This window comes from Stenotrophomonas sp. LARHCG68 (assembly GCF_052871705.1).
The window spans coordinates 1,444,361-1,466,090 of sequence record NZ_JBIXJV010000001.1 but is presented as its reverse complement, the minus strand read 5'-3'; the positions used below and the strand labels follow the sequence as shown (position 1 = coordinate 1,466,090).

The window sequence follows — 21,730 nt, the reverse complement described above, 5'->3', positions numbered from 1 at the left end:
ACGGAAAGGGAATTCAGCCTCAGGCAGCCGACTTCAGCGTGCCCTTGGGCAGCACGTTGCCGATGGAGCCCTTCTGCACGCGGATGCGCACGTTGTCGGCCACTTCGACGGTGACGAAGTTGTCGCCGATGTCGGTGACCACGCCGGCGATGCCGCCGGAGGTCAGCACTTCGTCGCCCTTGCTGATCTTGTCCAGCATCGCCTTGTGTTCCTTCTGGCGCTTCATCTGCGGGCGGATCATCAGGAAGTACATGACCGCGATCAGGGCGATCGGCAGCAGGAAGGTGCCCATGCCCGGGGCAGCCGGGGCGGCCTGGGCGACGGGAAGCAGGATGGCCATCAGATTCATTACGTAAGTCCTTGGTGTTGGGCGGCACCCTGCCCGGCCTGGGGCCGGCGGTCACCGCGAAACGGGGTCAGCCGTGAAGTATGCCACGGCCCCGGGACCTCGTCCCGGGCCGCGTGGCTGCTGGGTTACTCCCCCGACAAGGCCGGGGCAGACACGCCCCGGGCCGCGTAGAAGGACTCGCGGAAGGCCAGGAAGGTTCCCGCCTCGATCGCCGCGCGCATGTCGGCCATCAGTTTTTCGTAATAGAACAGGTTGTGCAGGGTGCCCAGCATCGGCGCCAGCATCTCGTTGCAGCGGTCCAGGTGGCGCAGGTAGGCGCGGGTGTAGCCGCTGGTGCAGGCGTGGCAGCCGCAGCCCGGCTCGATCGGGTCCATGTCGCGCTCGTACCTGGCGTTGCGGATGCGCACGGTGCCGAAGGAGGTGAAATAGTGGCCGTTGCGGGCGTTGCGGGTCGGCATGACGCAGTCGAACATGTCCACGCCGCGTGCCACACCCTCGACCAGGTCTTCCGGGCGGCCGACGCCCATCAGGTAGCGCGGATGGTCGGCCGGCAGGATCGGGTGCATGTGGTCGAGCATGGCGTTGCGCTCGTGCTCGGGCTCGCCCACCGCCAGGCCGCCGATGGCGTAGCCGTCGAAGCCGATCTTCTGCAGCCCCTCGGCCGAGCGGCTGCGCAGGTCGGTATGCACGCCACCCTGGACGATGCCGAACAGTGCCGCGTCATTGCCCATCGCGTCATGCGCGTTGCGGCTGCGCTGGGCCCAGCGCAGGCTCAGTTCCATCGACTTCTGCGCCACCGCCTCGGTGGCCGGGTACGGGGTGCATTCGTCGAAGATCATGACGATGTCCGAATCCAGCACCTTCTGGATCTTCATGCTCTCCTCCGGCCCCAGGAAGACCCGGGCGCCGTCGGTCGGCGAGGCAAAGGTGACGCCTTCCTCGGTGATCTTGCGGCGATGTGCCAGCGAAAACACCTGGAAACCACCAGAGTCGGTCAGGATCGGGCCGTCCCAGCGGCAGAACCCGTGCAGGCCGCCGTGGTCGGCGATGACGTCCAGGCCCGGGCGCAGGTACAGGTGGAAGGTGTTGCCCAGGATGATCTCGGCGCCGAGCGCGCGGACCTGCTCCGGCAGCACCCCCTTCACCGAGCCATACGTGCCCACCGGCATGAACGCCGGGGTCTGCACGGTGCCGCGCGGGAAGGACAGCTGGCCGCGGCGGGCGCGGCCATCGGTGGTCTGGAGCTTGAAGTGCAGTCGGGACATGACGAGAGGCAGGAACTCGGGAATGGGGGCGGAAATCAGGCGCGCCGGAGACGGACAGTCTACCGGCGCGCGTTCGGCGGGGCTTGGATCGCCGGGGGCTGGCGGTCAGCCGGGACGGGAGGCGGCATCCCCGCCGTCGCCGGCGCCCTCCCCGCCCTGCGGGAACAGCAGCATCGCATCGCCGTAGCTGAAGAAGCGGTACTCCTGCGCGATGGCGTGGGCATAGGCCTCGAACACCCGGGCCTTGCCAGCGAAGGCGCTGATCATCATCAGCAGGGTGCTTTCGGGCAGGTGGAAGTTGGTCACCATCGCATCGACGCTGCGGATGCGGTAGCCGGGGGTGATGAAGATCTGGGTCTCGCCGGCGTACGGCTGCAGCTCGCCCTCGCGCATGGCGCTCTCCAGCGCCCGCACCACGGTGGTACCGACACCGATCACGCGCCCCCCGGCCGCGCGGGTGCGGCGCACCTGCTCGACCAGTTCGGCGCCGACGTTGAGCCATTCACGGTGCATCGCGTGCTGGCTCAGGTCATCCACGCGCACCGGCTGGAAGGTGCCGGCGCCGACGTGCAGGGTGATGTGGCCGAACTGCACGCCGCGTTCGCGCAACTGCGCCAGCAGGCCTTCGTCGAAATGCAGGCCGGCGGTGGGAGCGGCCACCGCACCGACCTGGCGCGCGAACACGGTCTGGTAACGCTCGCGGTCATCCAGGCCGGGCTCGCGGTGGATGTACGGCGGCAGCGGCAGCCGGCCCTCGTGGACCAGCCACGACTCCAGCGGCTCGGGGATGTCGAACCGCAGGACATAGAACTCGCCATCGCGGCCCAGCACCTCGGCCTCGCCGCCGGCGTCGAGCTGGATGCGGCTGCCCGGCTTGGGCGACTTGCTGGCACCGATCTGGGCACGGGCCTGCTGGCCGCCGAGCAGCCGTTCGATCAGGATCTCGACCCGGCCACCGGTGGCCTTCTGCCCGAACAGGCGCGCCGGGATCACCCGGGTATCGTTGAACACCAGCAGGTCACCGGGCTGCAACAGCGTCGGCAGGTCGCGCACATGGCGGTCATCGAAGGCGGCCGGTGCCGGCGGCACCAGCATCAGCCGGCTGGCCGAACGCTCGGCCAGGGGCGCCTGGGCGATCAACGCCTCGGGCAGGTCATAGTGAAAATCGGACTTCTTCAAGGCCGGAACGTCGTACGGGGAGCCGGCTATTGTAGCCCCCATGCGGTTTTCGGCTGGTAGGCGGCCCGGCCAGCGCCGGGAGGCCGGGAGCCCTGCCGGGCATGGCTCGGCGCTGCCCGCCCCCTCAGCGCTCGAACTTGGTCGACAGGATGATCGCGCTGGTCGTGCGCTCCACGCCGTCGATGGCGCCGATGGCATCGGTGACCACGTCCATTTCGCCGACGCCGCCCACCACCACCATCGCGATCAGGTCGTGGTTGCCGCTGACCGAATGCAGCGAGCGCACTTCGGCGATGTCGCGCAGCGCCTTCACCACCGCCGGCATCTTCTTCGGCAGCACGGTGATCAGCACATGTGCGCGCACCTGGCCCTGCTCGTAGTCCTCGTGGGTGCGCACGGTGTAACCGGCGATCACCCCCTGCTGCTCCAGACGGTCGATGCGGCTCTGCACGGTGGTCCGCGAAAGCCCGAGCCGGCGGGCGATCTGGGCGGTGGAGGCGCGCGCGTCCTCGCGCAGCACGGACAACAGGCGTTCATCAGCGGCGGAAATCTTCACATTGCAAACCAGATTCGTCGATTCGACGAAATTACCAGAAAATCCGTCCAGTTCATATCTGCCATATGTCCAGAATCTCCAGATAATGGATATATACAAGTTACTTCTGGAGATGAGCATGACCGTACTCGGCCCCCTCGCCCCGCTTCGCGCGCACGCCGGCACCCGCCTTACCCAGGGTCTGGACGATGCCAGCGTCGAACGCCTGGCCACCGCCCATCCCGATCTGGCCCAGGCCATCGCGGCTGCCGCCACCGAATACACCCGCATCAAGGACGAAGCCGCCGACCTGCTGGATCTGGACGAAAAGGACCAGATCGCCGCGATGCAGGCCGGTTTCGTCAATTTCTACGCCGATGACGCCGTGGTCCCGTACATCGCGCTGGCCGCGCGCGGCCCGTGGGTGATCTCACTCAAGGGCGCGGTGCTGTACGACGCCGGCGGCTACGGCATGCTCGGCTTCGGCCACACCCCGGCCGACGTGATGGACGCCGCCGCCAAGCCGCAGGTCATGGCCAACATCATGACCCCGAGCTTGGCCCAGCGCCGCTTCACCAACGCCATGCGCAAGGAGATCGGCCACACCCGCGGCGGTTGCCCGTTCACCCACTTCATGTGCCTGAACTCCGGCTCCGAAGCCGTGGGCCTGGCCGCGCGCATCGCCGACATCAACGCCAAGCTGCAGACCGACCCGGGTGCCCGCCACGCCGGCGCCACCATCAAGCGCGTGGTCATCAAGGGCAGCTTCCACGGCCGTACCGACCGCCCGGCGCTGTATTCGGACTCCAGCCGCAAGTCGTATGACCAGCACCTGGCCAGCTACCGCGGCGAGAACAGCGTCATCACCATCCCGCCGTACGACGAAGCCGTGCTGCGCAAGGTGTTCGCCGATGCCGAAGCCAACAACTGGTTCATCGAGGCCGTGTTCCTGGAGCCGGTGATGGGCGAAGGCGACCCGGGCCGCGCGGTGCCGGCCAGCTTCTACAAGGTCGCGCGCGAGCTCACCCGCGAGCACGGCAGCCTGCTGCTGATCGACTCCATCCAGGCCGCACTGCGCGTGCACGGCACGCTGTCCTTCGTCGACTACCCCGGTTACGAGACGCTGGACCCGCCGGACATGGAAACCTATTCCAAGGCCCTGAACGGCGCGCAGTTCCCGCTGTCGGTGCTGGCCGTCACCGAGCATGCCGCGGGCCTGTACCGCAAGGGCGTGTACGGCAACACCATGACCACCAACCCGCGTGCGCTGGACGTGGCCTGTGCCACCCTGGCCCACCTGTCGCCGGACGTGCGCCAGAACATCCGCCTGCGCGGCGAACAGGCCGTGCAGAAGCTGGAAGCCCTCAAGGCCAGGCTCAGCGGCCTGATCACCAAGGTACAGGGCACCGGCCTGCTGTTCTCCTGCGAGCTGGCCCCGCAGTTCAAGTGCTACGGCGCCGGCTCCACCGAAGAGTGGCTGCGCATGCACGGCGTCAACGTGATCCACGGTGGCGAGAACTCGCTGCGCTTCACCCCGCACTTCAACATGGACGAGGCAGAGCTGGACCTGCTGGTCGACATGGTCGGCCGTGCGCTGGTCGAAGGCCCGCGCCGCGAGCAGGCCAACGCTGCCTGAGGTCTGCTTTTCCGGCTTGAAACACGAAGAGGCGGCCATTGGCCGCCTCTTTCGTTTGCTGCTCCCGGGTTCGGCGCCGATGCCCGCTTCCATCGCGTGCATCGGCGCCCGCGGTGCACGGCCTAGCGGCTCGCCAGCGGTACCTCGAACTGCCCGGCACCGCCCAGCGCCTTGTACACCGACACCACGTTGACGTTGACCGTGGCCTCGGCCGCGGCGAGCGCGTCGTCGGCCGCGAGCTGGTTGCGCTGTGCATCCAGCAGCGCCAGGAAGTCCTGTGAACCTTCCCGGTACTGGATCTGCGCCAATGCTTCGGCCCGCCGCGCCGCCTCGGCCTGCTCGGCGATGATCGCCAGGCGCGACTGCTCCTTGGCATAGCGGGTCAGCGCATTCTCGGTGTCCTCCAGCGCCAGCAGCACCGTCTTCTCGTACTCGGCGGCGACACCATCGGCCTGCGCCTTGCTCGCACGCAGCCGTGCACGCACGGTACCGAAGTCGAATGCGGCCCAACTGATCGACGGCGTCAGTGACCACGCCTTGTTGTTGCCGTTCACCAGGCCGTTGGCATCGCCGCCGAGGAAGCCGACGAAGCCGCTGACGCTGATGCGCGGGAACAGGTCGGCCGTTGCCACGCCCACGCGCGCCGTCGCCGCGGCAAGGCGGCGCTCGGCCGCGCGCACGTCCGGGCGACGACGCAGCAGGTCGGTGGTATCGCCCAACGGCAGGGCCTGGGCGAAGGCCGGCACCTCGCGGGGCTGCAGCAAGGCGTCCAATGCCTCCGGACGCTGGCCCAGCAACACCGCCAGGCGATGCCGCGACTGCACTTCGGACACTTCGAGCAGCGGGATGTCGGCCTCGATCGCCTTCAATCGCGCGCGACTGCTCTGCACGTCCAGCTCGCTGCCGGCCCCCAGCTTCCAGCGGGTTTCGGTGAGCTGCTGGGTATCGCGCAGGTTGACCAGCGTCTGCCGTGCCACGGCGATGCGCTTCTGCGTGCCGCGCAGTTCGAAGTAGTTGCGCGCCACTTCCGCAGCCACGGTGACCTGTGCATCGAGCAGGTTGTCACGCTCGGCGCCCAGGTCGGCGCGCGCCGCCTCGGCGGCGCGACGCTGGCGGCCGAACAGGTCCAGCTCCCAGCCCGCGTCGAAGCCCAACTGGTAGGTTTCACTGAACACCCGCTCGCCGCCCTGGCTCGCATCCGGCTGCTTGCGCCGGTCCTGGCTGCCACCGACGGTGACGTGCGGCAACTGGTCCAGTCGCTGCTCGGTGAACGCCGCGCGCGCCATCCGCACGCGTGCCATCGCGATGCGCAGGTCCAGGTTGCCGGCCAGCGCGCCGTGCATGAGCTGGGTCAGCACCGGGTCATTGAACTGCGACCACCAGTCAGCCACCGGCGACACGCTGCTGAACGCCGGGTCCGCCGTGCCCTGCAATTGCACTGGCTGCACGGGCGGTGCGGTGTAGTCCGGGCCGACGGTCATGCAGCCGGCCAGCAATGCGCTGGCCACGGCGACGGTCAGGCCACGCATCACCATGGCAGCACCTCGCCCAGGTAAGTGAAGCTGCCGGTGGGGCCGTCGTTGCCGATCAACGCCATCTGCACGCTGGAGCGCGCGCCTTCGCCCACTTCGATCTCGCCTTCGCCACCGTTCATGTCGGTCTTCACGTAACCGGGGTGCACGGTGTTGACCTTGATCGGCGTGTCGCGCAGTTCGTAGGCCAGGCTCAGCGTCCAGCTGTTCACTGCCGCCTTGGAGGCGTTGTAGGCGGGAATCTTGAAGTCCCAGATCCCCGACGCCGGGTCGGCGTGCAGCGTCTGCGAGGCCAGGATGCTGGAGACGTTGACGATGCGACCGGCCTGCGAACGCTGCAGCAGCGGCAGGAATGCCTGGGTCACCGCGACCAGGGCGAACACATTGGTATCGAACGTGCGCTGCCAGGCATCCAGCGGCTGCGCCGACGGTGCCACTGCCGGGTCCTCAAGCAGCACACCGGCGTTGTTGACCAGGATGTCGAGGCGGCCGTGGCGCTCGGTGACGTGCTCGACCGCGATGGCGATGCTGTCGGCGTCGGCGACGTCCAGCTGCAGCGCTTCCACCGGCAGGCCCTCGGCCTGCAGCTTCAGGGCCAGGTCAACGGCCGCCTGGCGCTTGCGACCGGCCAGCAGGGTGTGCACGCCCGCCTGCGCCAGCTGGCGCACGGTCTCAACGCCGATGCCACGGGTGGCGCCGGTGACCAGCGCGATCTTTTGGTTGTGGTGGTTCATGGGAAGCCTCGGAGGAGAAAGTCGGGAAGGAAACAGGAAGGGAAACAGCCACCTGGGCGGTCACGGCCCCTGCCTTGGCAGGGGCCGTCATCCGTGCCCGGGCAGGTCGGGCTCAATGGTGGATCGTCGGTTCACCGTGCTGGACCAGCTTGCCGCCACCGTTGCGGGTCACCAGCTTGCGCAGGGCCACGTAGAACACCGGGGTCAGGAACAGGCCGAACAGCGTCACGCCCAGCATGCCGGCGAACACCGTGATGCCCGTGACCGAGCGCACCTCGGCACCTGCACCGTGCGAGAGCACCAGCGGGATCGTGCCGGCGATGAACGCGATCGAGGTCATCACGATCGGACGCAGACGCAGGCGGCACGCTTCCAGCGCCGCGTCGACGATGCCCTTGCCGCCCATCTCCAGCTCGCGGGCGAACTCGACGATCAGGATCGCGTTCTTGCACGCCAGGCCCATCAGCACCACCAGGCCCACCTGCACGAACACGTTGTTGTCACCGCCGGTCAGCCACACGCCGAACAGGGCCGACAGCAGCGTCATCGGCACGATCAGGATTACCGCCAGCGGCAACGACCAGCTTTCGTACAGCGCGGCCAGCACCAGGAACGCCAGCAGGATCGCCACCGGGAACACGATGAAGGCGGCATTGCCCTGCGTGGCCTGCTGGTAGCTCAGGTCGGTCCATTCGGTGGTCATGCCCACCGGCAGCACCTGCCCGGCGATCTCGGTCAGCTTGTTCATCGCCTGCGCCGAGGACAGCACGCGCGGGTCGGCCTCGCCGGCCAGGTCGGCGGCCGGGTAGCCGTTGAAGCGCAGCACCGGGTCCGGGCCGTAGGTTTCCTTGATGGTCACCATCGAGCCGATGGGCACCATCTCGCCGCGATCGTTGCGGGTGCGCAGCTTGCCGATGTCCTCCACGCTGTCACGGAACTGGCCATCGGCCTGGGCGATCACCTGCCAGGTACGACCGAACTGGTTGAAGTCGTTGACGTAGGCCGAGCCCAGGTAGGTCTGCAGCGTGTCGAACAGTTCGGTCAACTGCACGCCCTGCGCCTTGGCCTTGACGCGGTCCACCTCGGCGTCGAGCTGCGGCACGTTGGCCTGGTAGCTGGTGATCGGGTAGCCCATGCCCGGCGTCTGCATCACCGCGCCCTGCATGGTCTGCACCGCGGTCTGCAGCGCACCGTAGCCCAGGTTGCCGCGGTCCTCGATGAACATCTGGTAGCCATTGCCGTTGCCCAGGCCAAGGATCGGCGGCGGCATCATCGAGAACGCGAAGCCCTCCTTCAGCCCGGCGATCTTCTGGTTGATCTCGGCGTTGATCTCGGCAGCAGTCCGCCCATTGCGCTCGTTGAACGGCTTGAGCGGGATGAACGCCACGCCGGTGTTGGGCGTGTTGGTGAACTGCAGCGCGTTCAAGCCGGGGAACGAGATGGTGTGCGCGACGCCGTCGGTCTCCTTGGCGATCTGCGCGACCTTGCGCAGCATTTCATCGGTACGCGCGATCGACGCGCCTTCCGGCAGCTTCACGCCGGCGATCAGGTACAGCTTGTCCTGGGTCGGGATGAAGCCCGGCGGCACCAGCTTGAAGATCACGCCGGTGCCCAGCAGCAGCACCGCATACACCAGGAACACCGCGCCGCGACGACCGAGGATCTTCGACACGCCGCGCTCGTACTTCTCCGAGCTGGACTTGAAAAAGCGGTTGAACGGGCGGAACACCCAGCCGAACAAGCGGTCGATCAGGCGGCTCGGGGCATCCTTGGCGGCACCGTGCGGCTTGAGCAGGCGCGCGGCGAGCGCCGGCGACAAGGTCAGCGAGTTGATCGCCGAGATCACCGTGGAGATGGCGATGGTGACGGCGAACTGCTTGTAGAACTGGCCGGTCACGCCAGACAGGAACGCCATCGGCACGAACACCGCGCACAGCACCAGCGCGATCGCCACGATCGGCCCGGACACTTCCTTCATCGCCTGGTGCGCCGCCGCCGTTGGCGACAGGCCTTCCTCGATGTTGCGCTCCACGTTCTCCACCACCACGATGGCGTCGTCGACCACGATGCCGATCGCCAGCACCAGCCCGAACAGGCTCAAGGTGTTGATCGAGAAGCCCAGCAGGTACAACGCGGCGAACGTACCGACCACCGACACCGGCACCGCGATCAACGGGATGATCGAGGCGCGCCAGGTCTGCAGGAACAGGATCACCACCAGCACCACCAGCGCGATGGCTTCCAGCAGGGTGGAGACCACGGCCTTGATCGAGTCACGCACGAAGATGGTGGTGTCGTACACGGCCTCGTACTTCACCCCGGCCGGGAAGGTCTTCTGCATCTGGTCCATCGTGCCGATCACCGCGTCGCGGATCTCCAGCGCGTTGGCACCCGGGGCCTGGAAGATGCCGATGCCCACCGCGTTCTTGCCATCGAGCTGCGAGCGCAGGGTGTAGTCACCGGCCCCCAGCTCAATGCGCGCCACGTCGGACAACCGCACCACTTCGCCGTCGGCACCGCTCTTGAGCACGATGTCACCGAATTCCTGCTCGCTGCGCAGGCGGCCCTGCGCGTTGATCAGGGTCAGGAACTGGCTGTTGGGCATCGGCTCGGCGCCGAGCTGGCCGGCGGACACCTGCACGTTCTGCTCGCGCATGGCGCGCACCACGTCACCGGCGGTCAGCCCGCGCGAGGCCACCCGGTCCGGGTCCAGCCAGGCGCGCATGGCGTAGTCGCCGCCACCGAAGATCTGCGCGTCGCCCACGCCGGGAATGCGGGTGAGCGCATCCTTGACGTGCAGGCGGGCGTAGTTGCGCAGGTACAGGGTGTCGTACTTGCCGTCCGGCGAGGTCAGGTGCACCACCATCAGGAAGGTGGGCGATTGCTTCTGCGTGGTCACGCCCTGCCGGCGCACATCCTCGGGCAGGCGGGCTTCCGCCTGGGCCACGCGGTTCTGCACCTTCACCGCCGCCGCGTCCGGGTCGGTGCCCGGGCGGAAGGTGATGGTCATCTGCAGCACGCCGTCCGAGCCGGCCACCGACTTGAGGTACATCATGCCTTCCACGCCGTTGATGGCTTCCTCCAGCGGCGTGGCGACGGTCTCGGCGATCACCTTGGGGTTCGCGCCCGGGTACACCGTGCGCACCACCACCGACGGCGGCACCACTTCCGGGTATTCGCTGATCGGCAGGATCGGCAGCGTGATCAGGCCGGCCGCGAAGATGACGATCGACAACACCGCCGCGAAGATCGGTCTGTCAATGAAAAAACGTGAGAAATCCATGAGGGAAATTCCTTGAAGTAGCCAGCGATGGCGTGCAGCCACCCTGCCCTCGCCCGTGGTGGGCGAAGGCGCGTGGCCGGCACGGCGCCGGCATCAGACGAAACCGGAAATCAGTTCAGCGCGGCGGTCTTCGGCCCGGCCGGCAGGGGCTGCATCGCCACCGGCTTGGCCTGCACCGGCATGCCGGGCATGAAGACCTTCTGCACGCCGTCGACGATCACCTTGTCACCGGCGGCCAACCCGGCCTCGACGATGCGCAGGCCATCGGCGGTACGGCCCAGCTGCACGTCCTTGCGCTGCGCCTTGCCGTCCTTGTCGACCACGTACACGTACTTGCGGTCCTGGTCGGTGAGCACGGCCTTGTCGTCCACCAGCATGGCCTGGAACTGGCCACTGCCGAGCAGGCGCACGCGTGCGAACAGGCCCGGGGTGAACTGCCGGTCGGCGTTGTCCAGCAACGCGCGCACGCCGATGGTGCCGGTGCTGCGCACGACCTGGTTGTCCAGGAAGTCCACCTTGCCCTCGTGCGGGAAGCCCTGCTCGCCGGCCAGGCCGATCTGCACCGGCAGGGCCTGGTCGCGCTCGCTCGGCCGCTCGCCCTTGCGCGCCATCTGCGCATAGCGCAGGAAGGTGGCCTCGTCGGCGTCGAAATAGACGTGCACCGTGTCCAGCGATACCAGCGTGGTCAGCACGCTGGCGGCATCGCCGGCCGTGACCAGGTTGCCGGCGGTGACCATCGCGCGGCCGGCGCGGCCATTGATGGGTGCACGCACCTTGGTGAACTCCAGGTTCAACGCGGCCGCGTCCAGCGCCGCCTTGGCGGCCTGCACGTCGGCCGCGGCCTGGTCGGCTGCCGCGCGCTTCTGCTCCCAGGTTTCGGTGGAGATGGCCTGCTGCTCGGACAGGCGGCGGGCACGCTCGGATTCGCTGCGGGCAAGCGACGCCTGCGTCCGCGCACGTGCCAGTTCGGCATTGGCCTGCTCGTAGGCAGCCTGGTAGGTGCGTGCATCGATCAGGAACAGCACGTCACCCCTCTTCACTTCCTGGCCTTCGACATAGTTGACCTTGTCGATGTAGCCGGACACGCGCGGGCGCAGCTCGACGTTCTGCACCGCCTCCACGCGGCCACTGAACTCGTCCCACTGGCTGACCTGCTTGACCAGCACCGGGGCGGCATTGACCTCCGGCGGGGGCGGCATGCCCGCTTCTTCGGCGTGGCCGCCACTGCAGGCAGCCAGTACGGCGATGGCCAATGCGGAGAAGCTGGCCAGCACGACACGTCGTGCGGTGGGGAATCGGGGCGTCATTGCGTTCATGTCATCCATCCAGAACAGGGGGAGAAAGGGAAGCGAAAGAGAAGCTGAAAGCGCGGGTGCTGCGGTAAGGCTGGAAAAGAGGGGCCGGCATGCTGGTTGCTGCGCGTGGGGCCGTGCATTGCGTCGCTGGACGCGCGTGGCCGACGCATTCAGTGTCCCGCCTACGGAAATTTTTCTCCCACCTGCGGGACAAACCGCATCAGTCGGTGCCACATTGCAGGGACAAGGCGCTGCACCCGGCCAACCGGACGCGCGGCCACATCGGCCCCGTCGGGGAAAGCAAACTCCAATGAATTCAGGCTTTTGAACGAAACACGCGCGTCAGTGATCAAGCCTGGCGCGGCTTGGCGGCGGATCCGGCGGAAACTGGGAAGATGGCGCAGACGCATGGCTGCAAGTCCGATCTGTGCGGAGCTGTGCAAGGTACGCCTCCAATCCATACTTGATTAGTACGGATTCAGGGGAATAATCATCCCGTCGCCGGCACAATCCCGCTGCCGCCCCCCTGAAGAGTCCCCCTCGATGGCCAACGACCTCAACGACACCCTGATCTTCGTCAAGGTGGTTGAACAAGGCAGCTTCACCGCCGCCGCCCGGCTGCTCGGGCAACCCAAGACCACTGTCAGCCGCAAGGTGCAGGAGCTGGAAACCCGCCTGGGCGCACGCCTGCTGCACCGGACCACGCGCCGCCTGGGCCTGACCGAGGCCGGCACCGTCTACTACGAGCATTGCCAACGCATCGCCCGCGAACTGGAGCAGGCCGAGAGCGCGGTGAGCCAATTGCAGTCCGGCCCGCGCGGCTGGCTGCGTTTCACCGTGCCGTACTCGGTGGGCACCACCTGGATTGCGCCGCTGCTGGGCCAGTTCCAGGCCCAGTACCCGGAACTGCGCGTGGAGATGCACCTGGGCAACGAAACCCTGGACCTGATTTCCGGCGAGATCGACATGGCCCTGCGCATCGGCCCCCTGCCCGACTCCAACCTGGTCGCGCGCAAGCTGGGCACGCTGCGCACCCAGGTGTTCGCCAGCCCGTCCTACATCAAGCGCTACGGCGAACCCCGCCACCCGGACGAGCTGCAGTTCCATCGCACCCTGTCCGTGCGTAAACCACACAACGCCAACAACCGCTTCACCTGGCCGCTGGCCGAGGCCGGCGGCGAGATGCGCGAGTTCGTCGTCAATCCGCTGTTGCTGGCCAATGACACGGCCGCGCTGAACAGCATGCTGGTCGCCGGCGAAGGTCTGATGCTCAGCAGCGACGTGATGGCCAAACCCTACGTCGAGTCCGGCATGCTGCGCCGCGTGCTGGCCGGCTGGACCGGCCCGGAGTACGACTTCAACGCCGTGTTCGCCGGCGGCGGCATGGTCTCGCCCAAGGTGCGGGCATTCATCGACTTCCTGGTCGAGAAGCTCAACTTCGACGTCAACTACATGCTGCTGCAATGCCCCAACGCCGGCCGGCTGGCCGAGTTCATCGAGCCCACCAAGCCGCGCGGGCTGGAATTGCCCGACGGCCGCGTGCTGGAAGTGCTGGAAGCCTGACCCGCACGGCGAGCAGTCATCGTCGTCTGCCCGGTGCCGCCTGCCCTCGTGCAGGCGGCATCGGCCGACGAACGGATGTCAGCCGAGGTGGATACAGCGTCGGTGTCGCCCGGCTGACATGGTTGGCCTGTAGCCACCATGCCCCCTGTCACCGGACCCAAAGTTTCCGGCGATGGGTCCGTCGACGCATCGGGCACAGCCCCGGGAGACGATGCGCCATGCCGGCCAGCACGAGTGCCGCTCACAAGCTGAAAAACGTGGGGGCTGGCTTTAGGGCAGGTCGCGACTTGGGGGAGCAGGCACTCGTTTCTGCGGCCCCTGATTCCTGGTAAGGCCGCAGAACTATTGGGTTGCAAATCGTACCGTTTAGAAATGGCGCGGATGTCCGCTCTCGGCCAGAAGCGGACATCGAAGAACGACTGAATTAAGCCGCGCCGCGAAGCGGCATCGGCTTGAATGAATTGTTAGTGGGCACGGCAATCATTCTGCTTGCCTTTGGGGCCTGTCTAAAGGGATGACGTCTGGGATCAGAGCGCTATAGACCCAGTTGAAGAAGTCAGCCGATCCGAAGGCTAGCGCGGGATGGCTCCTGCCACTGGCTTTGGCAACTAACTCAAGCATAGAGAAATAGACCGTTGGAACATGCTCAATGATGTTGAATGCTGGGTCTCGCGTAAGGATGAGTGTTCCAAGATCCCATCCATCAGCCATTCCGCATTCATCTATCAAGAAAGTGGCCGAGGTAGAAGAGCCCCTAACAAGATCACTGCCATTGTGTTTTATGACGTTTGCCAGGCAACGAATTTGCTGAAGAATTTTCACGTTTGAGACATCGTGATTTTTGTCAAACGAGTCAAACTTGAAATTGAATGTTTGCTTCAGGTCTCGAGCCGTATCATCAATTACTTTAGCGAGCGAGAGTATTGCGGTTTCGTGCAGGAAGTCGTTGTACTGAATTGCAGCGCCGCCCACGTCTTTCATGCGCATCTTGTTGCTGTATCTATCAAGTGCGTCATCGGCGAATTGAATTGATGCCACTTCGTTGATTTTTTCAAGCGTTGCAAGATATGAAAGCGCCAACCCGCCTAGGCGACTGTCAATGTTTCCCCAGACTCCAATTGCCTTTAGCAGTGCTTCGTCAACTTGCGTCATGTGCGTGAATTCCTCATATGCCTCCTAACTACCTAATAGCCGGATCCCTGGGTCCGGTTAACAAGCCAGCGCAAAACCAAACCCAGCGAGGTAGCCCAGGCGATCACTGCAAGCTCGCGCCGGCAGAAGTCCAGATGTCCGCTTAGGGTCGCATGACGCCCTGCGGCCAGAAGCGGATATTCGACAGTTAAGCCAAACCCAGCCCGCATAGCGGGTTGGGTTTGGCTTGATTGAATTGCAAGGTGGCACTCGCGTTATATCGCTTAGAAATGTCAAGCAAGTCTGCCAACTTGACCTCAATGTATTTTAGGAAAACAAGCATCTCTGCTGCCTCTAGGTTCTTTTGGTTTGTAGTGATGCTTGCAGGCGTGGCATGAAGTATTTTGCTTGAGAACGAGTAGATGTAGTCATACTCATCATCTAGCCCAACTTCTTTAGCCATTTCTTTCCAGTTCCACCGTTTCTTTCTTTTCTTCGTATCAAGCGCCAGATCGGAAACTATTGGAAGGATACTTTTGTTAAATCCATCCCGTTCGGCAGCTATTTCTAATAAGGCAGATTCGACCGGGGGAATGGAATTCTGCTTGACTAGGCATGCCTGAAATCCGTAGCCGTTATATTTTGCCTGCTCCGCGTAGATCGAAAATTTTCTCGCAGCCTCTCTATCAATTTTTTCCTCAGCATTTCTGATGGCCACGGCGACATCTTCTATCGACGCATCCTGCTTCATAGAGCCATCCAGCTCTTTTTCATCTCTATGCGCGAATTCTTCTAACAAAGCGATTTCGCGCTTAAACTGATCGAGCGTGCTTTGATAGTAGTTTTTCTGTGTATCAATTAGTTGATCGTAATAGAGAAGACCATAGCGCTCATCTTTGTTGAAAAGATTGAGCCAGATGCTTAGTTCGAACAGATATCGAGACGCGGCAACAATGCCAAGTGACTCAACGAACTGGAAGCTTTGCTCAATTAACAGGCGGATGCGAACAAGGCTATCTCCAACGACAGACAAGCACCAATGATGAGGGTTAGCTTTATCGAAGGATACGGTCAGCTCGGGTGGGCGCAGACGCTTTGCCTCCTTGTCCAACAAATCCCTATATGACTTGATTATCTCTACATGCTCTGAGATTTGTTTCATCATGTCAGCTTCCATGTGCCACCTAACGCCTGAGTTAAGTCGCGCCGAAAAGCGACGTCGGCTTGAATGAATTGCTAGGCATCACCTTGGCTTCACCCAATACTGATGCTGCATAGCCTCCAGAATAAAGGCAAGAAGCAAGTGCAACCCCGATCTCTCTATGCCAAGTTTCCGGCGTTCCCGCCCTTGCAGCCCACCGGCCACTAAATTGAGTACCTCATGGAGAGCAATTGATTGTTCACTGCCAGCTGGATACAAGCTGAAGTCACAGACTCCAGGTAGCTTCTTGTCGATGTCTTCGAGCAGAGTCCCTCTCTCAATACCTCTATAGATCTCATCGAACGAGAGAGCGTTCCCATGACCCGCTTCAATGGCCGCGTTTGCTTCAAATCCGATAAGAGCAAGTGTACTTAGCCACGGCTTTTTTTCAGTCACTACATACTCCTTGTGTGATGCCTAACTACCTAGTAGACGGACCCGTGGGCTGGATATACGACATATCCACGGCACACTGCATGGCAGGCTTTCCCCTTGATACAGCTCGATCTTAGGGCGGCTGGGTCCGGCGAGCAACCCAGCGTATAACCGGACCCAGCGGAGGGTTCAGTGACCACCGCAAGCTCGCTCCGGTAGAAGTGCAGATGTCCGCTTTAGGTCGCATGGCACTCTGCGGCCAGAAGCGGAAGTTCAATACCGGAGTAAAGCCGATCCGCGTCGCTGGCTCGGCTTGAACGAATTGTTAGGGCCCGCTGCCCGAATCTTGAAAAGGCAACTGCGAAACCCGCCATGACCCATCTGCAAAGTGGTACGCGATAACACGAAAGCTAACATTGTTATACGCACCAGTGCATCGCGAGACTTCAACTGTTTGTTGGGCGACCGATCGCCCCTTGCGGGTTTCAGTCACGATGATCCGAAGGACTCGGCCACTATTGATGCTCTGATTAAAAGCATCCGTATCTGTGCTACCAGGAGCTAGTGTCTCTAGCTCTGGAGCGGATGCGCTAGATATCCAGCCGACCAAAACAGTGTCCGCATCTTTGAACTGCACATCCTGAGACGGCTCGCGGCAAGCGAATGCGGTTACAGGACAGGCCGCAAGAACCATCAGTGGCAACCATGGAATTCTCATGTGGGCCTAACTCTGGAATTAAGCCGCGCCGCGAAGCGGCGTCGGCTTGAATGAGTTGTTAGGCCGCGACCGACTAATGCCGCAATGTGCCTCTAGCCTTGCCATGCTCGGTGCTGCCAAAGAGACCATAGGAAACATGAGAACCCTCGAAGCTGGAGCCAGAGACGCTACCAATGAGCGAAGTGTAGGCGTCACATAGCTCTGTGGAAAATAGAATCTCGAGCCTGCCAGATTGGTATTGATAGGCTGGCCGGGAGACTGAGCCGTTCGGGGCAGAGAGTGGCTGCGCTTGGTACCAAGTGCCCGATATGCAGGTCTCGGCCGGAATGTCTGTGAGAGCAAAACTGAACGACTGAGGCAGGTTCTTGCCGGAAACGACAAAGTCCCATGTGCCCGTGACCGAGCTAGGAGCGGCCGAGGTCTCGATGCCTGCAGTTTGTGCAGGTGCCGAGACGCAGCCTGCGGCGAGAAGAGCTAAGAAGACAGCTGCGAGAACTTTCATTGCGGCCTAACTCTGGAATTAAGCCGACCCGCGAAGCGGGTTCGGCTTGAATGAACTGTTAGGCCGCATTGCCGGATGGCCTTTGACGAAGAGCTACACCTGCAATGAATAGGATGAAGCCGCCGAGCAGTAGAGCATATTGTAGATTGGCGAAATTCTGCGATGCAGTCGGGGTAGCGCGCCAGTAGTTGGAGTTGGTATGGGTGTCAGCGAGTAGAATGAGGTCTACCGGAAGTAACCCAAGAATAGCAATGAGAGCAAAGCCTGCGACAACTGTGCCTAAGACTATGGCCAAGTTTGCGAGGAGCTTTGTCATGCGGCCAAACTACCTAATAGACGGACCCGCGGGTCCGGTTATACGACTTATCCACAAAGCACCGTATGGTGGGCTTTCCCCTTGATACAGCTCGATCTTAGGGTGACTGGGTCCGCCTAACAAGCCAGCGTATAACCGGACCCAGCGCCAGGCTCGGCGGCGGCACCAATGGCCGCTATGGGTCGAAAGCCGACAAACCATTCCCGCCGCCCTACTCATCCCCCGCCAGAAACCAGACCGGTTTCAGCGGCAGCCTGCGCCGCGCACCATCGTCCAGTTGGCCATAATGTCGCGTCCACAGATCCACCAGCTGGTTGGCATCGATCAATGTGATTCGGCGGTGGCTTTGACGCGCTTCCAGGTCGGCATCCTTGGTGAAACCTGACAGGGCCACGAACAGGCCCACGTCGCCCTCGCCCAATACCGCCATGAAGCTGCGCAGCCCCATGACGTCGATCCGGGGAGAGTTGGCATTGCGCTTGACCTGCACCTTGATGCGCGGCGGGCGGGTGCCCAGTGGGTCGTTGTAGGCAATGACGTCGATGCCGCCGTCCTTTCCGGGCGGTGCGATCCATGCGACGTGGTAACCCATGGCGGTGAGCAGGGCGCCAGCCAGTTCCTGGAACTCATACGGGGGCATGTCGGCCAGGTGGGCCTCGATCTCGGCCCATGCCATTTCCTCGGCCTGCTCCAGCGTGATGCTGGCCGATTTTTCCACGGCCTCATCGTCGCCTTCCTCCACCTCCGCGACCGGCTGGGCTTTCTTCCACTTGTGGTACAGCCGCACCGCCTCGCGGTAGAACTGCTCGCCATCGGGATACTGCTGCAGCGCCTGTGCGCCTTCGCTGGTCACCGTCCAGATGCCCTTGTCCTTCACCAGCCAGCCGGCCTTGACCGTGTCCACGGTGGCGAAGCGCACGATCTTCTCGAAACGCCGTCCACCGGTGGGGTAGTCACCTGCCTCGTAAGGTGTCAGCTGCACCTGCGCGGCCAGGGCCGCCAAGGCATCACCGGCCTTCATGCCGTCCGGCTGGGCCTGCAGGATGCCAAACAGCTTGCGTATCAGTTGGCCGGTTCGGGCCTTGGTTACTTCCGCCATCCTTTCCCCCGTGGACTCCTGTCCGATTGCGGCACCCGTCCGGAAATGCGTTTCCGGCGCCAGCGGGTGTGGTTGTTTTCCCGGATTCTAGCCGGGGATCTGGCTCGAGCGCGCGGGTGGGCCGCCTGGCCTGCCGGATTCACAGCCCAGGCCACGCCTACGACGCGGGTTGAAGGTTTGCTGTGGTATGCCGGGGGCCCGTTGATGGAGGTTTGCCATGAACAGCAAGAACACGATCTGCCTTTGGTATGACGGCACGGCGCTGGAGGCGGCGACGTTCTATGCCGCCACGTTCCCCGACAGCAAGGTGAATGCAGTGCATCGCGCGCCGGGGGACTACCCCGCCGGCAAGCAGGGCGACGTCCTGACCGTGGAGTTCACGGTGATGGGCATCCCCTGCCTGGGTTTGAACGGCGGCTCGGCCTTCAAGCACACCGAAGCGTTCTCGTTTCAGGTGGCCACCGATGACCAAGCCGAAACTGACCGGCTGTGGAATGCCATTGTCGGCAACGGCGGCCAGGAGAGCGCCTGCGGCTGGTGCAAGGACCGCTGGGGCCTGTCGTGGCAGATCACACCGCGCGTGCTCAGCGAGGCGATCAGCGACCCCGACCCGGCCGCGGCCAAGCGGGCGTTCACCGCAATGATGGAGATGACGAAGATCGACGTCGCCAGGATCGAGGCGGCACGCCGGGGGTGAGGCACGGGATTGGATCGGTTGGCGCGTTTTGTTCCCACGACGCACGCGCTTCGCGGCCATGGCTGCCCCTACGGGAAGTGGGGGTAGCCTCTTAGGATGAAGGGCGGTGTTTTCCCGGCGGCAACGACGCTCCGGGCGGGCAAGGTGGCGATGGCCGCGGCGAAAGCGGCCATCCCCTTGATCGAAAAGGACGACCGACGATGCAGAACCTGAGTTCCCTTCGTTTGACCGACAAGCAGTTGAGCGCATTGGATGCCGCACTGACCGAGCTGGAGGCACAACTGGTGGGGCTGGTGGCGATGTCCGCCGCGCAGCGCAAGAAGCTCTCGCGCATGGGCAGCAAATCCGAAGCCTTCTGCCGGCAGACGTTGCATGTGCTGGCGCAGAATCCACAGGTGGTACCGGCGACGTTGAGCATCGCCGAGGCCCTGTCCGACCTGGACACACTGGACCGCCTGCGCCCCCGCTTGCAGCGCATCCTGCGCCTTGCCGAACGGGCCTCCGATACCGACATCGCCCTGCGCAGCGACGTGATGCGCTGCGCCCTGGACGGTTACGCCCTGCTCAAGGTGGCCGGTCGCAACCAAGGCCTGGAAGCCCTGCGGCGCAATCTGGGCAGCCGCTTCTCCAAATCCTCGCGCGGCGGCAGGTCTTCCCCTTCGTGAAACCGTACTGACGGGGCTGCCGTCACTGCTCCAGCGCTAGACCGCGAAGAGGCCGCCCACGGGCGGCCTCTTTCTTTGGCAGGGATGTTGCGCGCCCGGGCGTCGTATCGCCGGCCCTGCCCTTCATTGGCCCGGCCGGTGCTTCAACGGTCAACGTGTCGGCCTCTCGCGTGGCGTTTGAAGCGGCATGGGCCATGCTCCCGGTGGCAGACGTGCCACATGTGCTTGCCGCGCGCACCTTCAAGGGGCATGGATGCCGTTACGAGCGCCATGGATGGCGAAAAAAGCGGCATCGTTGCCGGTTCATTCGCCACCGCTGGCGAAAAGAGCGTCATCGCTGCCAGTGTGATCGGCGCCGATGACACAACTCACGGCACGGGCGGCGCTTCCGGGGCAATCAACGCCCCAATTTGGTGCGTGGCTTAGGACGCATGTGAGATTGCGGCCGCTGACGAACGCTGGCTTGGGGGATTACCAAGCGTTGGCGGTTTCGCGGACTACGCCGCGCCCACCGATGGAGCATTGCCAGGCGGCTCGGCGGGCTCGGCGGCTACCAGCGGGCGCTCGGGGGCCGGGCGGCTCGGGAAGGCGTGCCGCAGGATGCGCCAGACCACCTGGCCGAACTGCTTCGGCAGTGAGCCGGTGTTGTAGTGCTGGCCGTAGCGGGCGCAGATGGCCTTCACGTCCACCGCCATCGCGGCATACCGGTTGGCGGGGATGTCGGGATAGAAGTGGTGCTCGATCTGGTGGCTGAGGTTGCCGGTCATCACGTCCAGCAATCGGCCGCCGGCGAGATTGGACGAACCGCGCAACTGGCGCAGGTACCAATGGCCACGCGTCTCGTTGCGGATGCAGTCCTTGGGGAAGGTTTCCGCGTCGGCGGTGAAGTGGCCGCAGAAGATCACCACGTACGTCCACACGTTGCGGATGACGTTGGCCAGCAGGTTGCCCAGCAGCACCGGCAGGAAGAACGGGCCGGCCAGTGCCGGAAACAGTACGTAGTCCTTCAGCAGTTGCTTGAGCATCTTGCGGCGCACCGGCCTGGCCTGCGCCCACAGCTGCCGCAGCGTGACCTTGCGGTTGAGCAGGCGGCCCACGCGCAGGTCCTGTATGGCGATGCCCCACTCGAACAGCAGCGCGAACACCACCGCCACGAACGGCTGCGCCAGGAAGAACGGATGCCAGCGCTGCTCGGGGAAGATGCGCAGCAGCCCGTAGCCGATGTCATCGTCCAGCCCACGCACGTTGGTGTAGGTGTGGTGGCGGAAATTGTGGGTCTTGCGCCAGTTCTCGGCGGTGCCGACGATGTCCCACTCGTAGGTCTTGCCCTGCAATGACGGGTCGCCCATCCAGTCGTACTGGCCATGGATGACGTTGTGCGCCAGCTCCATGTTCTCCAGGATCTTGGACAACGCCAGCAGCACCACGCCGGCAATCCAGGCCGGCACCAGCACGCTGTGCACGAATGCCCCCAGAAACAGCAGCGTGCGCCCGGCAACGCCGGTCCAGCGCACGGCCGCGACGATCCTGCGGATGTAGCGCGCGTCAGCGGCGCCCAGCGAAGCCAGGTGCCTGGCGCGTACCGCGTCGAGTTCATCGCCGAAGGCCTGCAGTTCGGCCGCGGACAGGGTGCGGTTGTGCACGGAAGACATCGG

The 21,730-nt window shown here is 64.2% G+C and carries 18 protein-coding genes; 5 read left to right on the top strand and 13 right to left on the bottom strand.

The window, feature by feature from the left end; all coding sequences use genetic code 11:
• Positions 1–19: 19 nt before the first annotated feature.
• The 4 genes from yajC to ACIPR8_RS06410 form a co-directional block, all read right to left on the bottom strand.
• Entirely contained in the window at positions 20–349 is a 330-nt protein-coding gene (gene yajC / locus ACIPR8_RS06425) for a preprotein translocase subunit YajC (RefSeq protein ID WP_132864217.1), read from the bottom strand.
• A 125-nt stretch (positions 350–474) separates the two neighbouring features.
• Positions 475–1,614 carry a tRNA guanosine(34) transglycosylase Tgt gene (gene tgt, locus ACIPR8_RS06420; protein WP_192288400.1) on the bottom strand — a complete coding sequence of 380 codons (1,140 nt, stop codon included), beginning with the start codon at positions 1,612–1,614 and terminating at the stop codon, positions 475–477.
• Between the two features lie 105 nt (positions 1,615–1,719).
• Positions 1,720–2,793: a tRNA preQ1(34) S-adenosylmethionine ribosyltransferase-isomerase QueA gene (queA, locus tag ACIPR8_RS06415; RefSeq protein WP_446540470.1), complete on the bottom strand. Its 1,074-nt coding sequence runs from the start codon at positions 2,791–2,793 to the stop codon at positions 1,720–1,722.
• Between the two features lie 124 nt (positions 2,794–2,917).
• Positions 2,918–3,349 carry an Lrp/AsnC family transcriptional regulator gene (locus tag ACIPR8_RS06410; protein ID WP_132864220.1) on the bottom strand — a complete coding sequence of 144 codons (432 nt, stop codon included), beginning with the start codon at positions 3,347–3,349 and terminating at the stop codon, positions 2,918–2,920.
• A gap of 118 nt (positions 3,350–3,467) precedes the next feature.
• On the opposite strand from ACIPR8_RS06410, the gene ACIPR8_RS06405 reads away from it, so the two are divergent.
• Entirely contained in the window at positions 3,468–4,964 is a 1,497-nt protein-coding gene (locus ACIPR8_RS06405) for an aminotransferase class III-fold pyridoxal phosphate-dependent enzyme (RefSeq protein ID WP_446540469.1), read from the top strand.
• Between the two features lie 122 nt (positions 4,965–5,086).
• Here the strand turns inward: ACIPR8_RS06405 and ACIPR8_RS06400 are convergent, their stop codons facing one another.
• The 4 genes from ACIPR8_RS06400 to ACIPR8_RS06385 all read right to left on the bottom strand — a co-directional run bounded on the left by ACIPR8_RS06400 (position 5,087) and on the right by ACIPR8_RS06385 (position 11,829).
• A complete protein-coding gene (locus ACIPR8_RS06400) occupies positions 5,087–6,499 on the bottom strand; it encodes an efflux transporter outer membrane subunit (protein ID WP_446540468.1) in 1,413 nt (470 codons plus the stop codon).
• Complete coding sequence (locus tag ACIPR8_RS06395; protein WP_323439557.1) at positions 6,493–7,230, bottom strand: SDR family oxidoreductase; 738 nt, start codon at positions 7,228–7,230, stop codon at positions 6,493–6,495. Before ACIPR8_RS06395 ends, ACIPR8_RS06400 begins: the two co-directional genes overlap by 7 nt.
• Before the next feature lie 112 nt (positions 7,231–7,342).
• Complete coding sequence (locus tag ACIPR8_RS06390) at positions 7,343–10,513, bottom strand: efflux RND transporter permease subunit (RefSeq protein ID WP_132864224.1); 3,171 nt, start codon at positions 10,511–10,513, stop codon at positions 7,343–7,345.
• 110 nt (positions 10,514–10,623) lie between these two features.
• Positions 10,624–11,829: an efflux RND transporter periplasmic adaptor subunit gene (locus ACIPR8_RS06385; protein WP_446540467.1), complete on the bottom strand. Its 1,206-nt coding sequence runs from the start codon at positions 11,827–11,829 to the stop codon at positions 10,624–10,626.
• Positions 11,830–12,351: 522 nt separating this feature from the next.
• Here ACIPR8_RS06385 and ACIPR8_RS06380 point away from each other — a divergent pair.
• On the top strand, positions 12,352–13,371 hold the full coding sequence (locus ACIPR8_RS06380) for a LysR family transcriptional regulator (RefSeq protein WP_446540466.1): 1,020 nt from the start codon (positions 12,352–12,354) through the stop codon (positions 13,369–13,371).
• A 480-nt stretch (positions 13,372–13,851) separates the two neighbouring features.
• Here the strand turns inward: ACIPR8_RS06380 and ACIPR8_RS06375 are convergent, their stop codons facing one another.
• The 4 genes from ACIPR8_RS06375 to ACIPR8_RS06360 all read right to left on the bottom strand — a co-directional run bounded on the left by ACIPR8_RS06375 (position 13,852) and on the right by ACIPR8_RS06360 (position 18,713).
• Positions 13,852–14,523: a hypothetical protein gene (locus ACIPR8_RS06375; RefSeq protein WP_446540465.1), complete on the bottom strand. Its 672-nt coding sequence runs from the start codon at positions 14,521–14,523 to the stop codon at positions 13,852–13,854.
• Between the two features lie 187 nt (positions 14,524–14,710).
• Positions 14,711–15,667, bottom strand: coding sequence for a hypothetical protein (locus ACIPR8_RS06370; protein WP_446540464.1), 957 nt, complete (start codon positions 15,665–15,667; stop codon positions 14,711–14,713).
• A gap of 78 nt (positions 15,668–15,745) precedes the next feature.
• On the bottom strand, positions 15,746–16,099 hold the full coding sequence (locus ACIPR8_RS06365; RefSeq protein WP_446540463.1) for a hypothetical protein: 354 nt from the start codon (positions 16,097–16,099) through the stop codon (positions 15,746–15,748).
• A 1,726-nt stretch (positions 16,100–17,825) separates the two neighbouring features.
• Positions 17,826–18,713, bottom strand: a complete 888-nt coding sequence (locus ACIPR8_RS06360; protein ID WP_446540462.1) for a restriction endonuclease — start codon at positions 18,711–18,713, stop codon at positions 17,826–17,828.
• 217 nt (positions 18,714–18,930) lie between these two features.
• Here ACIPR8_RS06360 and ACIPR8_RS06355 point away from each other — a divergent pair, with 217 nt between their 5' ends.
• The 3 genes from ACIPR8_RS06355 (at position 18,931) to ACIPR8_RS06345 (ending at position 20,501) form a co-directional block, all read left to right on the top strand.
• Positions 18,931–19,410 (top strand): VOC family protein, encoded by a 480-nt coding sequence (locus ACIPR8_RS06355; RefSeq protein WP_446540461.1) that lies wholly within the window; start codon positions 18,931–18,933, stop codon positions 19,408–19,410.
• Positions 19,411–19,610: 200 nt separating this feature from the next.
• Entirely contained in the window at positions 19,611–20,075 is a 465-nt protein-coding gene (locus ACIPR8_RS06350) for a hypothetical protein (protein WP_132864233.1), read from the top strand.
• A 249-nt stretch (positions 20,076–20,324) separates the two neighbouring features.
• Positions 20,325–20,501: a hypothetical protein gene (locus tag ACIPR8_RS06345; RefSeq protein WP_446540460.1), complete on the top strand. Its 177-nt coding sequence runs from the start codon at positions 20,325–20,327 to the stop codon at positions 20,499–20,501.
• Positions 20,502–20,572: 71 nt separating this feature from the next.
• On the opposite strand, the gene ACIPR8_RS06340 is transcribed toward ACIPR8_RS06345, so the two are convergent.
• Positions 20,573–21,727: a fatty acid desaturase family protein gene (locus tag ACIPR8_RS06340; RefSeq protein ID WP_446540459.1), complete on the bottom strand. Its 1,155-nt coding sequence runs from the start codon at positions 21,725–21,727 to the stop codon at positions 20,573–20,575.
• Positions 21,728–21,730: the final 3 nt, after the last annotated feature.